The organism is Nocardioides sp. NPDC058538, assembly GCF_042719275.1.
In the GTDB taxonomy this organism is placed as follows: domain Bacteria; phylum Actinomycetota; class Actinomycetes; order Propionibacteriales; family Nocardioidaceae; genus Nocardioides.
The window spans coordinates 89,037-108,360 of sequence record NZ_JBHXNY010000015.1 but is presented as its reverse complement, the minus strand read 5'-3'; the positions used below and the strand labels follow the sequence as shown (position 1 = coordinate 108,360).

The 19,324-nt window shown below is 66.6% G+C and carries 13 protein-coding genes; 9 read left to right on the top strand and 4 right to left on the bottom strand.

What is annotated here, in order from left to right; all coding sequences use genetic code 11:
- Positions 1-4: 4 nt before the first annotated feature.
- From ACFWQC_RS15525 to ACFWQC_RS15510, 4 genes are all read left to right on the top strand, one after another.
- The gene (locus ACFWQC_RS15525; RefSeq protein ID WP_378679420.1) at positions 5-1,957 is read left to right on the top strand and encodes a M13 family metallopeptidase; all 1,953 of its coding nucleotides are present in this window, start codon (positions 5-7) and stop codon (positions 1,955-1,957) included.
- A 162-nt stretch (positions 1,958-2,119) separates the two neighbouring features.
- The gene (locus ACFWQC_RS15520; protein WP_378679417.1) at positions 2,120-3,805 is read left to right on the top strand and encodes a M4 family metallopeptidase; all 1,686 of its coding nucleotides are present in this window, start codon (positions 2,120-2,122) and stop codon (positions 3,803-3,805) included.
- 307 nt (positions 3,806-4,112) lie between these two features.
- Positions 4,113-6,197, top strand: coding sequence for a DEAD/DEAH box helicase (locus ACFWQC_RS15515; protein ID WP_378679414.1), 2,085 nt, complete (start codon positions 4,113-4,115; stop codon positions 6,195-6,197).
- Between the two features lie 230 nt (positions 6,198-6,427).
- Positions 6,428-9,787: a carboxypeptidase regulatory-like domain-containing protein gene (locus ACFWQC_RS15510; RefSeq protein WP_378679411.1), complete on the top strand. Its 3,360-nt coding sequence runs from the start codon at positions 6,428-6,430 to the stop codon at positions 9,785-9,787.
- 56 nt (positions 9,788-9,843) lie between these two features.
- Here the strand turns inward: ACFWQC_RS15510 and ACFWQC_RS15505 are convergent, their stop codons facing one another.
- Both ACFWQC_RS15505 and ACFWQC_RS15500 read right to left on the bottom strand, forming a co-directional pair.
- Positions 9,844-10,518, bottom strand: coding sequence for a response regulator (locus tag ACFWQC_RS15505; RefSeq protein WP_378679408.1), 675 nt, complete (start codon positions 10,516-10,518; stop codon positions 9,844-9,846).
- Positions 10,515-11,732, bottom strand: coding sequence for a sensor histidine kinase (locus ACFWQC_RS15500; protein WP_378679406.1), 1,218 nt, complete (start codon positions 11,730-11,732; stop codon positions 10,515-10,517). Before ACFWQC_RS15500 ends, ACFWQC_RS15505 begins: the two co-directional genes overlap by 4 nt.
- Positions 11,733-11,897: 165 nt before the next feature.
- Between ACFWQC_RS15500 and ACFWQC_RS15495 the strand changes: the two genes are divergently transcribed.
- The 3 genes from ACFWQC_RS15495 (at position 11,898) to ACFWQC_RS15485 (ending at position 13,927) form a co-directional block, all read left to right on the top strand.
- A complete protein-coding gene (locus ACFWQC_RS15495; protein ID WP_357333922.1) occupies positions 11,898-12,203 on the top strand; it encodes a hypothetical protein in 306 nt (101 codons plus the stop codon).
- Positions 12,190-13,479, top strand: a complete 1,290-nt coding sequence (locus ACFWQC_RS15490; protein WP_378679403.1) for a cytochrome P450 — start codon at positions 12,190-12,192, stop codon at positions 13,477-13,479. Before ACFWQC_RS15495 ends, ACFWQC_RS15490 begins: the two co-directional genes overlap by 14 nt.
- Before the next feature lie 67 nt (positions 13,480-13,546).
- Entirely contained in the window at positions 13,547-13,927 is a 381-nt protein-coding gene (locus ACFWQC_RS15485) for a hypothetical protein (protein ID WP_378679400.1), read from the top strand.
- A gap of 16 nt (positions 13,928-13,943) precedes the next feature.
- On the opposite strand, the gene ACFWQC_RS15480 is transcribed toward ACFWQC_RS15485, so the two are convergent.
- On the bottom strand, positions 13,944-14,300 hold the full coding sequence (locus ACFWQC_RS15480; protein WP_378679397.1) for a hypothetical protein: 357 nt from the start codon (positions 14,298-14,300) through the stop codon (positions 13,944-13,946).
- A 544-nt stretch (positions 14,301-14,844) separates the two neighbouring features.
- Between ACFWQC_RS15480 and ACFWQC_RS15475 the strand changes: the two genes are divergently transcribed.
- Both ACFWQC_RS15475 and ACFWQC_RS15470 read left to right on the top strand, forming a co-directional pair.
- Positions 14,845-16,023 carry a hypothetical protein gene (locus tag ACFWQC_RS15475; RefSeq protein ID WP_378679394.1) on the top strand — a complete coding sequence of 393 codons (1,179 nt, stop codon included), beginning with the start codon at positions 14,845-14,847 and terminating at the stop codon, positions 16,021-16,023.
- A 271-nt stretch (positions 16,024-16,294) separates the two neighbouring features.
- Positions 16,295-16,849, top strand: a complete 555-nt coding sequence (locus tag ACFWQC_RS15470; protein ID WP_378679392.1) for a hypothetical protein — start codon at positions 16,295-16,297, stop codon at positions 16,847-16,849.
- An 848-nt stretch (positions 16,850-17,697) separates the two neighbouring features.
- Here the strand turns inward: ACFWQC_RS15470 and ACFWQC_RS15465 are convergent.
- Positions 17,698-19,317, bottom strand: coding sequence for a hypothetical protein (locus ACFWQC_RS15465; RefSeq protein ID WP_378679389.1), 1,620 nt, complete (start codon positions 19,315-19,317; stop codon positions 17,698-17,700).
- Positions 19,318-19,324: the final 7 nt, after the last annotated feature.

Here is a 19,324-nt window from a genome sequence, read left to right as displayed (position 1 = left end):
GGGCGTGACGATCCTCGATGACGCCCGCCCGGGCATGGACGACAGCATTCGACCGCAGGACGACCTGTTCGGGTTCGTCAACGGCACCTGGCTCCGGGAGGTCGAGATTCCGTCCGACCGGTCCAGCTGGGGGCCGTTCGTGATGCTCGCCGACCAGGCCGAGAAGGACGTGCGCGCGATCATCGAGGAGCTCGCGGCCTCCGGCGGCGAGCCGGGCAGCGACGCCCAGAAGATCGGCGACCTCTTCGCGAGCTTCATGGACGTGGAGGGGGTGGCCGCGCGCGGCGTACGTCCTCTTGATGGTCTGAGGGCTGCCGTGGACGGGCTTCGCGACGCGGACGACCTGGCGGCGTTCCTGGGCGAGGTCGAGCGGATCGGCGGTCACGGGCTGTTCGGGTCCTACGTCGACAACGACGACAAGCAGTCCGACCGCTACATCTTCAACCTGCTCCAGGGCGGCCTCGGGCTGCCCGACAAGGACTACTACTTCGACGAGAAGTTCGCCGAGGTGCTGGGGAAGTACGCCGACTACCTGACCCGCCTCTACGAGCTCGCCGAGCACCCCGACCCGCGTGCGGCCGCCGAGACGATCATCCGGATCGACACCCGCCTGGCCGAGGGCCACTGGGCGCGCGAGGAGACCCGCGACAAGCAGAAGACCTACAACCTGCTGACCCTCGCCGAGCTGCGCGAGCTGGCCCCCAACTTCAACTGGGATGCGTACGTCCGCAACCTCTCCGGCTCGAAGCTGACCACCGAGGCGGTGCTCGGTGAGGTGGTCGTGCGGCAGCCGTCGTTCTTCGCGCACCTCTCGACGGTGCTCGGCGAGGTCGACATCGACGACTGGAAGTCGTGGCTCTACTTCCACGTGCTGCGCTGGGCGGCGCCCTACCTGACCGACGACTTCGTCGAGACCAACTTCGACTTCTACGGCCGCACCCTCAACGGCACCCCTGAGCTGCGCGAACGCTGGAAGCGCGGAGTGGCGATCGTGGAGGGCGCCATCGGCGAGGCGGTCGGCAAGGAGTACGCCGCGCGTCACTTCCCGCCCGAGGCGAAGGCGCAGATGGACGAGCTCGTCCACAACCTCCTCGAGGCCTACCGCAAGTCGATCTCCGAGCTCGACTGGATGGGCGAGGAGACCAAGGAGAAGGCGTACGAGAAGCTCGACAAGTTCACGCCGAAGATCGGCTACCCCTCGAAGTGGCGCGACTACTCGGCGCTGACCATCTCCAAGGACGACCTGATCGGCAACGTCTCGGCGGCCTCGGTCTTCGAGACCGACCGGCAGCTCGGCAAGCTCGGCAGCCCGGTGGACCGCGACGAGTGGTTCATGCTGCCGCAGACGGTCAACGCCTACTACAACCCCGGCACCAACGAGATCTGCTTCCCGGCCGGGATCCTGCAGCGCCCGTTCTTCGACAAGGACGCGCACCCGGCGGAGAACTACGGCGGCATCGGCGCGGTCATCGGCCACGAGGTCGGGCACGGCTTCGACGACCAGGGTGCCCAGTTCGACGGCGACGGCAACATGCAGGACTGGTGGTCGCCGGCGGACAAGGCGGCCTTCGAGGTGAAGACCAAGGCGCTCATCGATCAGTATTCGGCGCTCTCGCCGCGGGACCTGCCGGGTGAGTTCGTCAACGGTGCGCTGACCGTCGGCGAGAACATCGGCGACCTGGGTGGCCTGACGATCGCGCACGCCGCGTACATGCTCGCCACCGACGGTTCCGCCGGCGTCGGCGACCGGCAGCGGCTCTTCCTCAACTGGGCCTATGTGTGGCGTACGGTGCGACGCAAGGAGCAGGCGCAGCAGTACCTCACGATCGACCCGCACAGCCCGCCGGAGTTCCGTGCCAACATCGCCCGGAACCTGGACGAGTTCCACGAGGTTTTCGGCACCTCTCCGGGCGACGGACTGTGGCTCGATCCGGAGGACCGGGTGCGCATCTGGTGACATGCCCCCGGGTGCGTTCGGTTAATATTTGATAACGACGTAAACGAGTTACGCGGGGCGACCGCTTCATAAAGCTGCATTGCAGGAATTTGTTCGGTCGCACACCCGATTCGGGTGGAAGGATCCGGTCCGATCCTGGTCCTGATCTCGAGGAGAACCCCCATGCGTAGATTCGTTCGAGCGGCTGGTGCCACCACCGCTGCCGCCGTTGCAGGAACCGCCTTCATCGCCTCCTTCGGAACCCCAGCCGGCGCCACCCCTGCCGCACCCGCCTCCGCCATCACGCCGACGAGCATCACGCAGACGGGCCTGGCTGCCCAGAAGGTCATCGACGACGAGTCGATCGCGGACAAGGCGATCCGCGCGCTGACGAGCAAGCCGTCGACCTGGAAGGTCGGCGCGGGCCAGGAGCTCGAGCCCGTGGTGACCCTGAAGGACACCAACGGCGCCACCCACGTTCGGATGAACCGGACGTACGAGGGCCTCGAGGTCGTCGGCGGCGACCTGGTCGCCCACCAGAGCAAGGCCGGCACCCTGACCTCGGTCTCCCAGGGGCTGACCAAGGTGCTCGACCTCTCGGTGAAGCCGGCCGTCAGCGAGACCGTGGCCACCAAGGCAGCGCTGACCTTGGACGCCGTGACCAAGACGATCACCAAGCTCCAGGCCGACAAGAAGTACGCACCCGAGCTCGTCGTCGACGCGGTCGACGGCACCCCGACGCTGGCGTGGCGGGTGACCACCAAGGGCAAGCAGGCCGACGGCACCCCCTCGCGCCTGGCGACGTACGTCGACGCGGAGACCGGCAAGGTGCTGCGCCGGGTCGAGGGCATCCACACCATCGACGGCGAGGGCAACACCCTCTACTCCGGGACCGTCCCGCTGCAGGTGAAGCAGAACGGCTCGACGTACGAGCTGCGTGACGAGACCCGCGGCGGCACCTACACGACCGACATGAACAACGCCGAGGACAGCCTGCTGTGCCAGCTCCTCGGGTTCGGGTGCGCGGCGGGGACGGTGGTCACCAGCCCGACCACCACCTTCGGCAACGGCTCCAACGACGACCGGGCGACCGCGGCTGCAGACGCGCAGTACGGCACCAACGTCACCTGGGACTACTTCAAGAACGTCCACGCCCGCGACGGCATCTTCGGCGACGGCTCGGGCTCCTACAACCGGGTCCACTACGGCAACGACTACGTCAACGCCTTCTGGGACGGCGAGAAGATGACGTACGGCGACGGCGACGGTGTCGGCTACGGACCGCTGGTCTCGCTGGACGTCGCCGGCCACGAGATGACCCACGGTGTCACCGAGAACACCTCGGGCCTGGAGTATTCCGGTGAGTCCGGTGGCCTCAACGAGTCGACCTCGGACATCTTCGGCACGGCGGTCGAGTTCTACGCCGACAACGCCGAGGACCAGGGCGACTACCTGATCGGTGAGTCCTTCATCCTCGACGGCGGCGACCCGCTGCGCCGGATGGACAACCCGTCCTTCGACGGCAACTCGGTCAACTGCTGGTCGTCCTCGACCGGTGACCTCGACGTCCACTACTCCAGCGGCGTCGGCAACCACTTCTTCTACCTGCTCTCCGAGGGCTCGGGTACGAAGACGATCGGTGGGGTCGAGCACTCGAGCACGACCTGTGACAGCTCGACGATCGCCGGGATCGGTCGCGACAAGGCGGAGCAGATCTGGTTCCGGGCCAACTCGACCTACTTCACCTCGACCACCGACTACGCCGGCGCGCGCGACGCGACGGTGAAGGCGGCCTCGGACCTCTACGGTGCCTCCAGCCCCGAGGTCACGGCCGTCGAGGCGGCGTGGACCGCGGTCTCGGTGAGCTGATCTCGCCACACTGACAACAGAGTGGCCCGACGGCGCCGTTTCCTACCGGAGGCGGCGCCGTCGACCGCTTTGGGTAACTAAAGTACGAATTCGGGCGTGTGGTTATGCCGGTTCGGCGATTGGACGCATACTGGAGATGCCGAGCCGGTTCTGCGGGTCCCCGTGGGGGAGGACCAACAGCGCCGGCTCGGCGTTGTTTTGTGTGCACTCGGGTGAGTGACGGTTCGCGGCGGCTCGACCTCGCGCTGCCGCTGGCCCCGGATGCCGTTGGGCGACTCTGTCGGAGACGCCTGATAGACCTGTGGTCATGACTGATCCGGCTGGCGACGTACGTTCTCGTGCTGAAGCGCATCTGCGGGCCCTCGTGGGCCGAGATGACGCCACGCTGCGTGAGGACCAGTGGTCGGCGATCTCGGCGCTCGCCGTCGATCGTCGCCGGGCGCTGGTCGTGCAGAAGACGGGTTGGGGGAAGTCGGCGGTCTACTTCGTGGCGACGCTGCTGCTCCGCGAGGCCGGCCTCGGGCCGACCGTGATCGTCTCGCCGCTGCTCGCGCTGATGCGCAACCAGATCGCGGCGGCGCAACGGGCCGGGATCCGGGCGGTGACGATCAACTCGACCAACCCCGAGGACTGGGTCTCGATCGAGGAGGCCATCCACGCCGGCGAGGTGGATGTCCTGCTGGTCTCCCCCGAGCGGCTCAACAACCCGAAGTTCCGCGACGCGGTGCTGCCGCGGCTGGCTGCCGAATGCGGGCTGCTGGTGGTCGACGAGGCCCACTGCATCTCCGACTGGGGGCACGACTTCCGGCCCGACTACCGCCGGATCCGCACACTGCTGGCCGACCTCCCCGACGGGATCCCGGTGCTCGCGACCACCGCGACCGCCAACTCTCGGGTCACCTCGGACGTCGCCGAGCAGATGGGTTCGGGGGTTCTCGTTCTTCGAGGGTCGTTGGACCGGGAGTCGCTGCGGCTCGGAGTGGTCAATCTGAAGACCCCCGAGCAGCGGCTGGCCTGGCTCTCCGACCATCTCTCCGAGCAGCCCGGTTCGGGCATCGTCTACTGCCTGACCGTGGCCGCGACCGAGGAGATCGCCGACTATCTGCGCTCGCGCGGTCATGACGTGGCCGCCTACTCGGGGCGCACGGAGGCCGCCGAGCGGGCCGACCTGGAGGAGTCGCTGGCCGCCGGGAAGGTCAAGGCACTGGTGGCGACCTCGGCGCTCGGGATGGGCTTCGACGCGACGCTCGGCTTCGTGGTCAACATGGGTGCGCCCTCCTCGCCCGTCTCCTACTACCAGCAGGTGGGCCGCGCCGGGCGTGGCACCTCCGATGCCTCCGTCGTACTCCTCCCGGGCATCGAGGACCGCGACATCTGGGCCTACTTCGCCTCGTTGGCGTTCCCTCGTGAGGAGCAGGTGCGCCAGACCCTGGGGGTCCTCTCGGAGGCGGGCCGGGCCCTGTCGACACAGGCGCTGGAGACGTACGTCGACCTGTCGCGGTCACGTCTGGAGCAGATGCTCAAGGTGCTCGACGTCGACGGCGCCGCCCGCCGGGTCGGTGGTGGCTGGGAGGCGACAGGAGTTCCGTGGGACTACGACGCGGAGCGGTATGCCCGGGTCGCCGAGGCCCGTCGCCGGGAGCAGGAGGCGATGCTCGGCTACATCTCGACCGACCAGTGCCGGATGCGGTTCCTGCGCGAGCAGCTCGACGATCCCGGTGCCGTCGACTGCGGCCGGTGCGACAACTGCGGTGGCTTCGCGGTGACGTCGTCGGTCTCCGAGGGTGCGGTCGAGGAGGCCTCGGCGCGGCTGTCGCGCCCCGGAGTGGTCGTGGAGCCGAAGAAGATGTGGCCCACCGGCCTCGACCGGCTCGGCATCTCGCTCAAGGGCAAGATCAAGGACGGCCCGCTCGAGGGGCGCGCGGTCGCGCGACTGACCGACCTCGGCTACGGCCAGGCGCTGCGCGACCTCTTTCGCGAACCCGCGCAGGACGGGCCGGTCCCGGTTCCGCTGGTGAAGGCGGTCGTCGAGGTCCTCGGCGACTGGCGTCCACGAGTCGGCGGCATCGTCTACGTCGAGTCGTCCAGCCGCCCCACCCTGACCCGCGACTTCGCCGAAGGCCTCTCGCGCTATCTCCGCGTCCCCGTCCTCGGCTCGTGGGCCATCGTCGACCCCGACGTCGGTCCTGGCCAGGGCGCCTCCAACTCCGCCCAGCGTGTCGCCGCCATCGGCCGCCGCTTCTCGCTCCACGCCGATGTCCCTCCGGGTGCCGACGTACTCCTCATCGACGACCGCATCGCGACCGGCTGGACCGTCACCCTCGCCGCCCGAGCCCTCCTCGACGCCGGCGCCGCCACCGTCCACCCCCTCGTCCTCGCCACCACCACCTGACGTCGCTGGTCGAGCCGTCACCCGCGCTCGCCGAGAGGTCACGGCGCTGCCCAACCATTCGGCGGGACTGTTGCTTCGTTGAGTGGCTGCATTTACGTTGCTGTGGTTTTACTTATCCCACACTGATCCCGCCCTGTCGGCGCGGCCGGCCTCTGCGGGAGGGCAGGTCCGTAGTGTCTCGGCGCATGGTTTGCTGTCCGCGCACGCGACGTGGGTAGTGAGAGACATAGATGAGAACCATTCTTCGAGCACTGGCCGGTTCGCTGGCCGTGCTACTGGCCGCCGGCGCGCTGGCCCTGATGGGCGAAGCCTCACCGGCTGCTGCACTCGACGGGCCAGGAATCACTGGCCGTGTCGTGGATGCTGACACCGGCGCCGGCATCGCCGATGCGACCGTTACGGCCTTCTGCCTTGAAGAGGGCTACTGGGCGCCGTGCTACGACGACCGCTGGAACGACATCGCCGCCAAGACTTCAACGGACGGCTCGTACGACCTGCCGTTGGCTGCCGGCACCTATCGCCTCTGGGTCCGACCAGCGAGCAGCGACTACCCCGACGCGGTCTTCGGGTCCGACGCTGAGCGGCCGAACGACGGCGGCACCGACCTCGTCGTCGTCGACGCGCCCGTGACGGCGGACTTCGAGCTCGTAGCCAACAGCGTCGTCACCGGAACGGTGACCGGTGCTGGCGTCGGCCCGCTCGCCGGGATCAGGCTCGAGGCCAGGACCTTTTCAGAGCAGGGCGGGTGGCTGGACAACGTCATCGGCGTCGGCAAGACGAAGAGCGATGGCACCTACGAGCTCCGCGTGCCCGCTGACACCTACCGCATCGTGTTCAACACTTCTGACCGTAGCGGTGGCGAGGGCAGCCCCGGCCTTCGCAACGAGTCTGTTCGGTGGGAGACGGAGACGTACGCCGAGCAGGTCATCGAGCGCGGCACGACCGTTACCGGGGTCGATCGTGAGTTGGCCGAGGCGCCGCATGGCACTGTGACGGGGCACGTTGAGCGCAGTTCCGGTGAGCCACTGGACGGCATCACCGTGACCGCCTACACGCTGCAGGACGGCGAATACTGGGAAGATCGCCCCTCCCACCGAGTCGTCACCGACCAGAGCGGCGACTACGTTCTCTATGTTCCTACTGGCGACTACCGCTTCGGCTTCTCTCAGATCAACTACGACGACCTCACCGAACCTGCCACAGTCAGACCCGTCTACTACGACGCTGCGGCCACGGTCGACGCCGGCCGGACGATCAGCGTCGGGCTTAGCGAGACGTCCGGCATCAATGCGGTGATGTCGGCCTACGGTCAGATCACCGGCCAGGTCACCGCAGCTGATGGAACCCCGATCGAGAATGCGTACGCCAGCGCCTGGTCCTTCAACGACGAGTCGCAGGAGTGGGAGCGGGCCCGAGGCGCCAGCACGGGCGCCGATGGGACTTACCGGCTGAACCTCGCCGAGGGCACGTACAAGGTCGGGTTCGAGGCGGCAGAGCAGGGTTTCCTTGGTGAGTACTACGACGATGTCGCCACCCGCGAGCAAGCGGCCGACGTCGTGGTCGGCCCCGAGACGACGAGCGGCATTGATGCCGCTCTGTCCCTGGGCGAGACCATCTCCGGCACGGTGACCAATGAGGCTGGCGATCCGCTCGATGACATCCGCGTCATCCTGTACGAGCCCTCAGGCGATTGGAGCGCGGTCACCGACGTCTCCACCGACAGCAGTGGGCGCTTCGCGTTCCGTGGCCTGAAGCCCGGCGGAACCTACCGCGTCGCGTTCTCAGGCACGGGCTGGGTCAAGGAGTTCTACTCCGACGCTGCTTCCATCGGGGAAGCCACTGACGTGATCGCCGGCGAGTCCGGACCGGTCACCGCAACTCTGGCACCGAGCACGGGCGGCGGATCGATCACCGGCACAGTGACCGACGACGCGGGGCAACCCGTCGCTGGCGTCTCCATCGACGTCTACCGCGTGGACCAATGGAGCTGGATCGGCTCCGCCACCTCGGGCGAGGGCGGCACCTACTCCTTCCCCGGCCTGAAGGCTGGCCAGTACGAGGTCAACTTCAACGTCAACGGCGACTATCTGTATGCCGAAGAGCGCTATAAGTACGTCGACGTGGTGGACGGTGCTCCCGCCACCGCCGACCTACGGGTGTCGACAGGAGGTCTGATCAGCGGCGTCCTGACCGGTGCCGATGGCGAACCGATCGGCGACGGATATGTCGAGGTCTACACCGCTGACACCGAGGACTACGTACGCAGCGGCTACACCGACTACTCCGACGGCAGCTACAAGATCCGCGGCGTTCCCGCGGGCACCTACAGCCTCCGCTTCGCCAGCAACGAGGGCCATCGCAGCGAGTGGTTCTCCGACAAGTCCTCCTTCGAAGAGGCCGATGATGTCGTGGTCAACGTCCGTGAGACCAGCACGGCCGACGCAGAGCTGAGCACGGGCGCCACGGTGGCGGGCCGGGTGACGCTCGCCAACGGCAGCCCGGTCGAGTGGGGCGAGGTCCAGGTCCAGCAGTTCCTCGACGACGCCTCCGGCGGAGAGTGGGGCATGGTGACGTACGCCTTCACCGACAGCGACGGCCACTACAGCAGCCCGGCGTTGGAGCCGGGGACCTACCGGGTGGCCATCAACCTGTGGGACGACGTGCACCTTCCCGCGCACTCCGACGAGTTCACGATCGCGGCGGGCGACTCCGGAGCGGTGACTCGCAATCTCGTCATCGAAGAGAAGCAGCCACCTGCGATCACCTCCCTCGCGCCTCCGGTGGTGTCGGGTGCGGCCCTCGTCGGGGAGACGCTGAGGGCCACCGCCGGTGAGTGGGATGTCGACGGCGTCTCGGTCAGCTATCAGTGGCAGCGTGACGGTGATCCGATCGAAGGTGCGGTCGAGACGACGTACGCCATCGGTGAAGCGGACGCAGGGCACGCTCTCAGCGTGCGGGTGACCGCGGAGAAGACGGGCTACGTCTCCGGGACGGCGGCCTCTGAAGCGACAGACGAGGTTTCGCACGGTCTGCTGGTGAATGCCCAGGCGCCGATCGTGAGCGGTACGCCGCAGGTCGGGGAGACGCTCACCGCCTACCCGGGCGTTTGGACCGCCGACGGTGCCACGTTCGCCTACCAGTGGCTGCGCGACGGGGCCCGCATCGCCGGAGCCACGGACGAGACCTACGCCCTTGGCGCCGACGACCTCAACGCCGCGATCTCGGTGGAGGTGACCGCAAGCAAATCGACCTGGGAGCAGGGCAAGGCAGTCTCGGAGCCGTCCGGTGTGATCGTCGAGGGTGTGTTCCAGGCGGTCGACGCCCCTGTGATCAACGGAAACGTGTGGATCACCGAGACCATCCGCGCCGAGTTCACCGCTCCGGACGGTGCGAACGTCGCGTACTCGTGGCAGATTCGCCAGAAGGAGACCGGTCAGAGCACGCCGGTCTACGAGGAAGTCGGCATCGATGAGTCGCTCGAGCTGGTCGGAGCTTGGAAGAACAGCTCGCTCCGGTTGGCGGTGACGCTCACCAAACCGGGCTACACCACCGCTACCTACGTGGTACTGGTCGAGGACCCGCTCCACTGAAGTCCGTCAGGTGATGCCAGGGGTGGGCTCGGCCGCCCCTGGCATCGCGCGACTTGTCAGACGGCCGGCCGGACGATGCCGTGGTCGTACGCGAAAACGATGGCGGCGGCGCGGTCTCGGAGATCGAGCTTGGCGAAGATGCGGCCGATGTGGGACTTCACGGTGAGCTCGGAGATCACGAGCCGTTCGGCGATCTCGGAGTTGGTCCAGCCGGAGGCGAGGCCACGGAGGACCTCGAGCTCGCGGTCGGTGAGCTCGGAGACCTCGACGGCGCTCGACGCGGGCGCGACGGCGGAGCGGTAGGTGGCCAGGACGCGGCCGGTGATGGCTGGGTCGAGCCAGGCGTCGCCGAGTGCGACGGAGCGTACGGCCATGACCAGCTCCTCGGCGGGCGAGTCCTTGAGGATGAAGCCGGCGGCGCCGGCACGGAGTGCGCCGGAGACGAGCTCGTCCTCGTCGAACGTGGTCAGCACCAGCACCGGCGGCGCCGACGGCAGCGCCCGGACCAGGCCGGTGGCGGTGATCCCGTCGACCTGCCGCATCCGGAGATCCATGACGACTACGTCGGCCGGGTTGGCCTCGAGAGCCGCGACCACCTCCGAGCCGTCGCCGCACTCGGCGACGATCTCGAGCCCGTCGCGCCGTCGCAGGATGCGGCGCAGTCCGCTGCGTACGAGCTCTTGGTCGTCGACCACGACCACCCGGATCGGCGAGCCGTTGACCGGCGTCATGCGAGGGCCTTGCGTACGAGACAGTGCGATGGGATCACCAGGTCAACCTTCCACATCGACTCCTCGGCGCCCGCCGACAACCGGCCGCGGAGCTGCTCGGCGCGGGCCGCCATGCCCGCCAGCCCGGACCCCTCGCCGACCCCGCGCCGGGTGCCGACGAGCGGGTTCTGCACGGAGAGACGTACGCCGTCGGCGACCGCCAACGAGACCGAGACCGGTGCGCCGGGAGCGTGCCGGATGGCGTTGGCGAGCGACTCCTGCAGGATCCGGTAGATGCCCAGCCCGACCCCGGCGTCGATGCGGGCGAGGTCGCCGGATGACGAGAACGTGATCGCCTGGCCCGCGCTGCGGCCCTCTTCCACGAGCCGGACCACGTCCGCGGCACCGGGGAGCGGCGCGGTGCCGGCACCGGTGGTGGACAGCGCCCCGATCGACAGTCCCCCAATCGTACGGCGGATCTCGGCCATCGCCCGGCGCCCGACGGCCTCCGCCTCGGTGAGCGCGGACACCGCCTCGTCCGGTTCGTCGCCCTCGGCGATGGAGCGTCGCGCCGCCGTCAGGTGTAACAGGGTGATCGAGAGCGAGTGCCCCACCAGGTCGTGGATCTCGCGGGCGATCCGGATGCGCTCGGCCTCGGTCGCGCGGGCGTGCTCCTGTGATCGCGCCTGCCGTTCGGCTCGCAGCGCCCGCATCTGGGCGAGGATCAGCAGCCCGAGGATCCAGCCGACGAAGAGCAGCAGGAAGTGGACCCCGATGCCGCTGGGTGTGTCCGAGGCGAAGACCCCCATCACCACGGCCGAGGCGATCGCATAGAGGGTGCCGGTCCGGAAGCCTTCCCGGACGACCATCTCGAGAGTCAGCGGGACCAGCACCGCCGGCGCGAAGTCGTGCTGTGGCCAGAACGCGGAGGCGGGCTGCGACATCAGCCAGGCCGACCCGGCCAGGGTCGGCACGAGGTCGACCGCCCACATGTGGTTCTTGAGCCACTCACCGGTGTTCGGGATGAAGAAGATGCTCAGCGACGGGACGACGATGACCAGGCCGGCGACGACCATTGCGCCGGCGGCCTCGCGCTGAAGCACCGCCACGGTGACCATCGCGACGAGCCCGAAGGCCGACAGCAGCGGCGCCCACCAGGGGATGTCGAGGTTCTTGCTGCGGCAGCGCTGTTCCAGGAAGTCACGCACGTCGCGAGCCGAGTCCTGGACACTCATGCCGCTCAGTCTAGAAACGCTTGACTCGCGTCGCATCCGACCACGGCAGGCGCCCGCTCTCCTACCACGGTAGGAACGCAGGTGCCTGCCAGCGACCGATGTGCCGAGGTGTCTCCGCTCCGTAGCGTCGAAACCATCCCGACGACAACGGAGACGGTGAGGACGATGACGTGGAACCAGACCCATGAGCGCTACCGGCTGCTGAACGAGGCCGAGGCGGAGCTGCGATCCGGCTTCGCGCGCCGGCTGCCATGGTCACCGGCCTATGCCGAGGCCTTCGGCACCCCGGAGCGTCTGGCTCAGGCCCTCCGGCATCGGTGGCGGATCCGGTTCCAGGCGCAGCTCGACCCGACCCTGTCGCCGGAGGAGTACGAGGCGACCTTCGCCGACCTGCTGGCCGATCTGGCGCCGCTGATGGGCCGGATCGGCACCCACGAGTTCCGCGAGGAGCTGGCCGATGCCTCGGCCTGAGCTGTCACTGTTCGACAGGCCGAGGTCGTACGCCCGCTGGGCTCTCTCCCAAGGCATCAACCGAGCGGTGCTGAGCTTCGCGTCGAGGCGCGGCGACCCGCTCGCCGAGCTGATGTGGTCGCGGGGCGTGCCGGACTACGGCCGTCTGCGAGCGCGCGGCCCGATCCACATCAACCCGTTCATGGCCGGCATGGTGTCGTACACGGCCGCCAACGAGATCCTGCGCGGCAGCGACTTCGGCGTCGGAGACGGCCAGGGAGAGCTGCCCGTGCCGCTGCGGTGGCTGCTCGGCAAGGTGAGCGCACCCGACGCCCTGGGCCCTGTCGACCCACCGTCGATGCTCGCCGTCGACCCACCGCTGCACACCCGCTACCGCAAGCACGTCTCGAAGGCGTTCACCGCCCGCCGGATCAGCTCGATGGCCGAGATGGTCACCGCGGTCGCCGGCGACCTGCTCGACGAGGTCGACCCGCGCAAGGGGCGCGTCGACATCATCGAGGAGTACGCCGCGAAGCTCCCGATCGCCGTGATCGCTGAGCTGCTCGGAGTGCCGGACTCGGACCGGGCCGACATCCTGTGCTGGGGCGACCAGGCCGCTGCCATCCTCGATCCGGGACTGTCGTGGCGGGACTACTCCCGGGTCGAGGCCGCGATGCGGTCCCTCCACCACTGGTTCGAGGACCACGTACGCCGCCTCCGCGCCGATCCCGGCGACGACCTCCTCAGCGCCCTGGTGATCGCCGGCGATCTCGACGACATCGAGCTCCACGCTCTCGGTCTCCTGCTCTTGGCCGCCGGCTTCGAGACCACCGTCAACCTGCTCGGCAACGCAGTCGCGGCGCTTGATGCCCATCCCGCCCAGCGTGCGCTCTTCGTCGGCGACCCGTCGCTGGTCGACGGCGCCATCGAGGAGACCCTGCGCTGGGACCCGCCCGTCATGGCCACCGTCCGCGAGGCCTACGCCGCCACGAGCGTGGCGGGCGTCGACGTGGCCAAGGGCACCGCTGTCGCCGTCGTCCTCGGCGGCGCCAACCGAGACCCGTCGGTGTTCGAGGACCCCGACACGTACGACATCACCCGCGCCAACGCCGACCAGCACCTCTCCTTCTCTGCCGGCGCCCACTTCTGCCTCGGCGCCAGCCTCGCCCGCCTCGAAGCCCGCGTCGGTCTCCGCCTGCTCTTCGAGCGCTACCCGACTCTCCGGGTCTCGGGCGACGCCGTACGCCGCCCCACCCGCATCCTCCGCGGCTACGCATCCCTGCCCGTAGCACTGTGACCCGTGGTGTACTACTCCTACTGAGGCACCCGCCGGGGTGCGTACGGAAGCCTCGGGAGGGCGGACCATGGGTAACGGCAACGAGCTCACCGTTGACTACGACAATCTGAACAAGGTCCATCGGGACCTCGAGGAGCAGAAGGGTCTGGTTCAGAGCCTCGACCTCGGGCGCGCCCCGGCAGCGAGCGCGTTCGGTGGTTCAGCCAAGGGCGAGTGGCTCGCCAACGCGGTGATCAAGGGTCACGAGAACATCGGCAAGGCGAAGAAGGAGACCGTCGAGGGGCTGGAGAAGTACGCCAGCGCCGTCGACGACGCCATCCACGACATTGCTGCGACGGACGAGGGCGCAGCCATCGTCGCGAAGAAGATGGCTGAGGCACTGGCCGTGATGAGCAACCCGCTTGTCATCTTCAGCAAGGAGTTCGGTGGCAAGATCCCGATGATCTGACGGGTCGCCGACCGACTCAGAGGGCCTGGTACGTCGGCATGACCTGATCGATCAGAGCCTCGGCGCCCTTGCGATCGACGTCCGTCTTGTTGAAGCGCCAGGTGACGGAGATCTGATATTGGCCGTCGGGTTCCAGGGTGACGTACTCGTCGTACCAGACCTGGCCGTCATCGGCCTGGAAACGAAAGAAGGGCTGGCCGTTGATGGTCTCGTTTGGCAGGCGCTTCAGGTTTGCGAAGTCTTCCTTGAGGTCCTTTTCGTGGAGCTTGGCCAGCTCTTCGAGGTCGGCTGCGGTTACATCTGTGGAGTAGACGTTGGCCTGGATGTTGCCAGCGCCCGGCGAGATGCCGATGGCATCCTCCGGGGCCCTCATTGTCTGTGAGAGATCAGCGCTTGAACTCAGTTCCCAGTCGGGAGGAACCTGGAGTTGAGCCGCTTTCACTGACGCAACTTGCCAATTCGCTGGTACGTCGGGGCCGCTCGGTGCGGCGGGCGTTGAACCCGAACCCGCGCTTGGAGATGCGCTGCTCGGGTCTTCGCTCGGAGGGTCATCAGACCCGCACCCGGAGATTGCCATTGAGATGGTCAGGGGCAGGGCGGCGATGGTGATCGCCCGAGACGTCCTCATGGGATCGCACTCTAGAGCAACCGACGAACGAGGTGACGAGGTAACGGCCGTCATGTCTAATAGTGGTCGCGGGGCGGTCGGACCCCGATCGTCGTAGCTCGGGGAGGAAAGCATGACTGTACGAGGGCCATGGATGGAGCGCTTGAAGACGTACGTCACCGGCGCAGACCCGTCCACAATCGATGCGCTGATCGACGCGTGGAATCAAGCTGATAATCGTTTTCGTGCTGCTGGCAAGACACTTGTCGACAGCGGGAAGGCCGCAGAGGATGGGTTCTCGGCGGCGTCGATGTCAGGGCAGGCAGCCCGACGCAGCATGGAGTCGTCAGGCGGCGATACGAGCGACAAGAGCGACGTGATCAAGGTCGCTGTCGCAGCGCTACAGGACGTACGAGGCAAGATCACCGCCGCGATGCGTGAACACGCCAGGCTCGAGTCGACGCTCCCCGAGACTCACGGTGCTGCGCCAGACGCCTCCGACCCGAAGTACGCACAATCCGGAACCGGTGTCGACGGAGCGCGCGCGACGCAGAACCAGAAGGCTCTACAGGCAGATCGCGCGGCACACACAGCCCGGGAGGCCGCTATCGCCGAGGCCGAGCGGATCGCAGCCCAACACGTACAGGACGTAGACACCTCGATCGACGACGCCGAACCCAAGGTAAGGGCCCTCTACGACGACGGCAGCGGTTCTGATCCAGTCCCCGCTGGCAGCTCGAGCTCGCCCGGCTCGGCGAGTCAGGTCGCGGCCGCTCAGGCCCGCATGGCTAAGTACAACTCCGGCACCCTCTACACCGATGGTTGGGGCCACGAGCTGATCGCTCAGGAGAAAGCCAATATCGAGGCGCACAAGGCTGAGAACAAGCCCGAGTGGAACGGCACCGAGTGGATCAACGCCGATGGCACCCCCGCCCCCTCGACGTCGTACGCGATGGTCGAGACCGCTGACGGCCTCGCGCCGCTCGCTGGCGGAACGGGCGGCATGTCTGCACTCGCGATCGCCGGCGGCGGAGCCCTGCTCGGTGCCGGCGTGGCCAAGGCGATAGCCAGCAAGCTCTCCGCTGGTGCATCTGCGAAGGCAGCAACCGCCGGCGCCGCGTCGAGGTCAGCCGCCGCCCGGTCCGGAGCTGCCAGGGCCGGCACCGCCGGTGCCCGCGCGGGAGCCGGTGCTGGTGCAGGTGCTCGCGGCGCTGGTGCTCGTGGCACGGGAGCCGGCGCGCGCGGCACCGGTGCTGGAGGACGTGGCGCCGGCCGGGCCGGGGCCGGTGGCCGTGGCGGAGCTGGCCCAGCGGGTGGCCGCGGTGCCAAGAAGCGGGACCAGAACGGCAGCCAGAACCAAGAATGGGAAGCCGACTACACCGACGACTGGACCGAGACCGCCAGCGACGTCCTAGATCCCAACGCGTCCCGCGGGTGGGTCCCCAACGCACAGCCGAGCGACGACATCGACGAGAAGAAGCGCCGCTGACGCCGACGGGGCGTGATCGTCGCTCAGTGGCCAGAACACTGTCCGCACCTCGGAAGCACCGTGTCCTGATGGTCCCTGTCGAAAGGGGTGGCCGAATCCGGCATTCCCGGGTTGGCCACCTCGAGCCCAGATCGGGGATCTCGAGCGCCCTCGGCCCGCGAGTCGGGCCGAGGCCGGTGACACCAACTAGCGGTGCTGACACGAAGAACGTTGCTGTGCCGGGGCCGTTAGCATCGAGTACCGTGGTCTCGAAGCCGACTCGGGGGATTTCATGTCAGATCTGCAAGGCAACGCTGGACTCGGTGCGGCCATCCGGCCACCGACGGAGCATTCGCGGCCTTGGACTATCAAGTGGGCAGTCATCGGAATGTGGGTCGGCGCAGCGATGGCCGTACTCGGCGTCTACGTCTTCTATCTGGAGGTAGATGCGACCAACCGGAAGACATTCGGAGCCGATTACGCCACCACAGACGGATTAGTTCAGACGGGACTGATGATCTCGATGGGGTTTGCTATTGGCTTTGCGGTGCTTGAAGTCGGCCTCTGGGTAACGATGGCTTTGACTAATCGACGGGGTTTCAGATGGGCGCGCATCGTCGCTACCATGCTGGCCTCGGTCGGCCTTCTTTACGCCATTTTCGTCATCTTCTCATCGGTCTTCTCTGAAACGATCATCTTTCCATCTGTCGCCTACAATATCGTCAACGAGGCGCTGGCGATCGCAGTAGTAGTGATGCTGTGGCATCCGAAGTCATCGTCTTATTACCACGCCAAGTTGGTGGAGCGTGCGATTCGGGTGGTTCGACGGGATGCTGGCACTAGTTGATTGACGGTTTCGTCGTCGATCCCGTTTGGGTGGAAGTGGCTAGAGTGGACGATCCACATTCTTGATTCGCCAAGGCGTGCTGAGCCACATCACTTGGATCGACGCAAACTCGAAGGCTATCGCCAGGTTGCCAGTTCCGGCGGTACAGACGGTCTTCGCCGTAGTACGTGGTCCCGTCAACATCGTAACCATATACCACAATGTATTGGTCGCCATTCCATTTGGACTGAACTTCCGTGGCAGCGACGCGCTTGGTTAGGTAACTCTGGTCTTCGGCGTTGTTGAAAAGGAACCAGACCACTCCGCAGAAGATCGCCCCCAACAGTACGATCGAACCGACAAAGAACCCAATGACTTTCAGCACCAGTCTGCCCTCTGAGAGAATTGAATGTGTGAGTTCATAGCTTCGGCCAGCCCTCTTCCGTCGGCGGTGTCTGGTGAGACGACTCGAAACAGGTAGAGCGAGCTTTCGTCCGTCGCCATCAGAACATCATTGTGCAGGCGTATCCCGCTGGTGATTCCGGACGAGGTGGCGCGGAAGGCGGCCCGTGATCCGCGCACATGCGAGACGGACGCTCCCGTGTCGGTGGGGTCGTCGTCAAACTCGTCCGAGATGCGGCGCATCTCTGCGCTCAACAGGTGACGAACTGCGGTCGCTGATGCCATGCATGGGCGGCGAACTACAACGATTCTCGTGATGAGGTCGCGGCCATCCCCGTACCATTGCCACATCTCGCCATGGGATCCCGTAACGTGATGGCACGGACTTCGGGGTGCTCTGGTTTGAACCGCGTCAATATCGACGGCCTGGACGTTCATCAGAATTGGCGGGTCCGCCATGGCTGGCATTAGTTTCCTCCTGCAACTGACTTTGCCGCGCCGGTTTTCGGGTCGATCGAGACCACTTCGTTGGAGTTTGCGTCTCTGACCCAGACATTCTGGGTAGTCTTGGACTCAGTTCCCCATTCGATGCCGCCTTCCGGTCGTTTGGCGTCGAAATCCGAGCCGCCAATCGCGGTCTGCTTGACGACAACCTGACCATGGTCCATGGCGAGATCGGTGGCGCGATCCATGTCGCCGCGCTTGACGGCTTCGTGGATCTCGTCCCACATCACGTTTCCTTGGTCCACCTTCAGTTCCACATCAGCGCCCGTCTCGCCACGTCTGCCGGGGATATCTATGCCCAACTTCTCCGCCGCGACCTTTCCGCTGACTTCCCCTGCCAGGGAGAGCGACTTAGGTGTGCCTTCCAGGTCTGTCTTGAGCTCGCCAGTGAAACTTGCGGATCCGCCAACGCCGGACGCTTTATGCTCGCCGCTCAAGGTGCCGTGCACCTTGAAACCGTACTCGTCCTGATCGAAGTCGCGATAGGCATCGATACGGCCGTTGGCATCGCCCTTGACAAAGTTCGTATCGAATTCGATCTCACCCTTGGCATAGATCCCTGTTTTTAGACCAGTGACTTCCTGGTCGCGAATGTACTCGGCGATATTCTGTGCGACGTTGCCAGCCAGACCCCCACCCGTTCGGAACGTCGATAGGTCGATGTCAGTGGCAGCATCTTCGAATCCACTCAAGAACCGCTCTGCCTCTTCTTCACTCTTGAAGCTGAGTTCGACCTCGCCGGTCCGGCCGGCCATGAGGCTCGCCCCTCCGCCGGACCCAGCGAGTGCGACTCCGATGCCTCCTTCGACCTGAAGGCTCATCTTCACTGTGCCGTCCATCATCACCTTGTAATCGGCTGCGACGCCGTACTCAGCCTTGAACCATCTGTGGAGCGGCATTTCGCCTTCAAGATAGGCTTTCATCGTGGCGAGGCCGATGTCGCCGCCGAGTTTCTCGGCGACCTCTTGTGGAGTCAGGCCCTCCAGGGACGGTGGTAGTTGGGCTGCGATGGCTTCTGCGATGGTGCCGTCGCCCCCGCGCACTTCGTACTCGATGCTGGAGATCATGGCCTTGGCCAGACCGACGTCGGCCGCGTCGGCACGCTTCAATGCACGGTCGATGTCCGCAGCAATCTGGTCGACTCGCTGGTCTCGCTCTCGGGTCTGCTGCCGAACTCGCGCATTCTCAGTGACCTGACGGGGGTCACCTGTAGGAAAATCGGTCACCGGGAGCGGAGGTGCAGTGATGTCACCCGTTTGACGGTTAACCGAGCATTTCTCGCGGTCGGCCTCCGTCAACGCATCCTCGAGGTCCGACCGGGCCGCGCGAACCTCAGCTGAGGTTTCTTCGACCGTGACGGCAAGGTCGGATACCTGTGCGGCAATGTCGTTGAGGCGTTGATGTAAGTCGTCGTAGTCACTCACCGCGCTCGGTGTGGCCGGAGCGTCCCAAGATTCCGGAGGCTTTCCGGTGTTGATCTCCTCTTGGAGCCCCTTGAGCCTGCGGCGCGATGCGAAGAGGCTGTCGGCCAACTTGGCGAGGCTGTCGGGTTGCCAGCCGAGCAGTTCGGCGATGGTAGGCACGCGACGT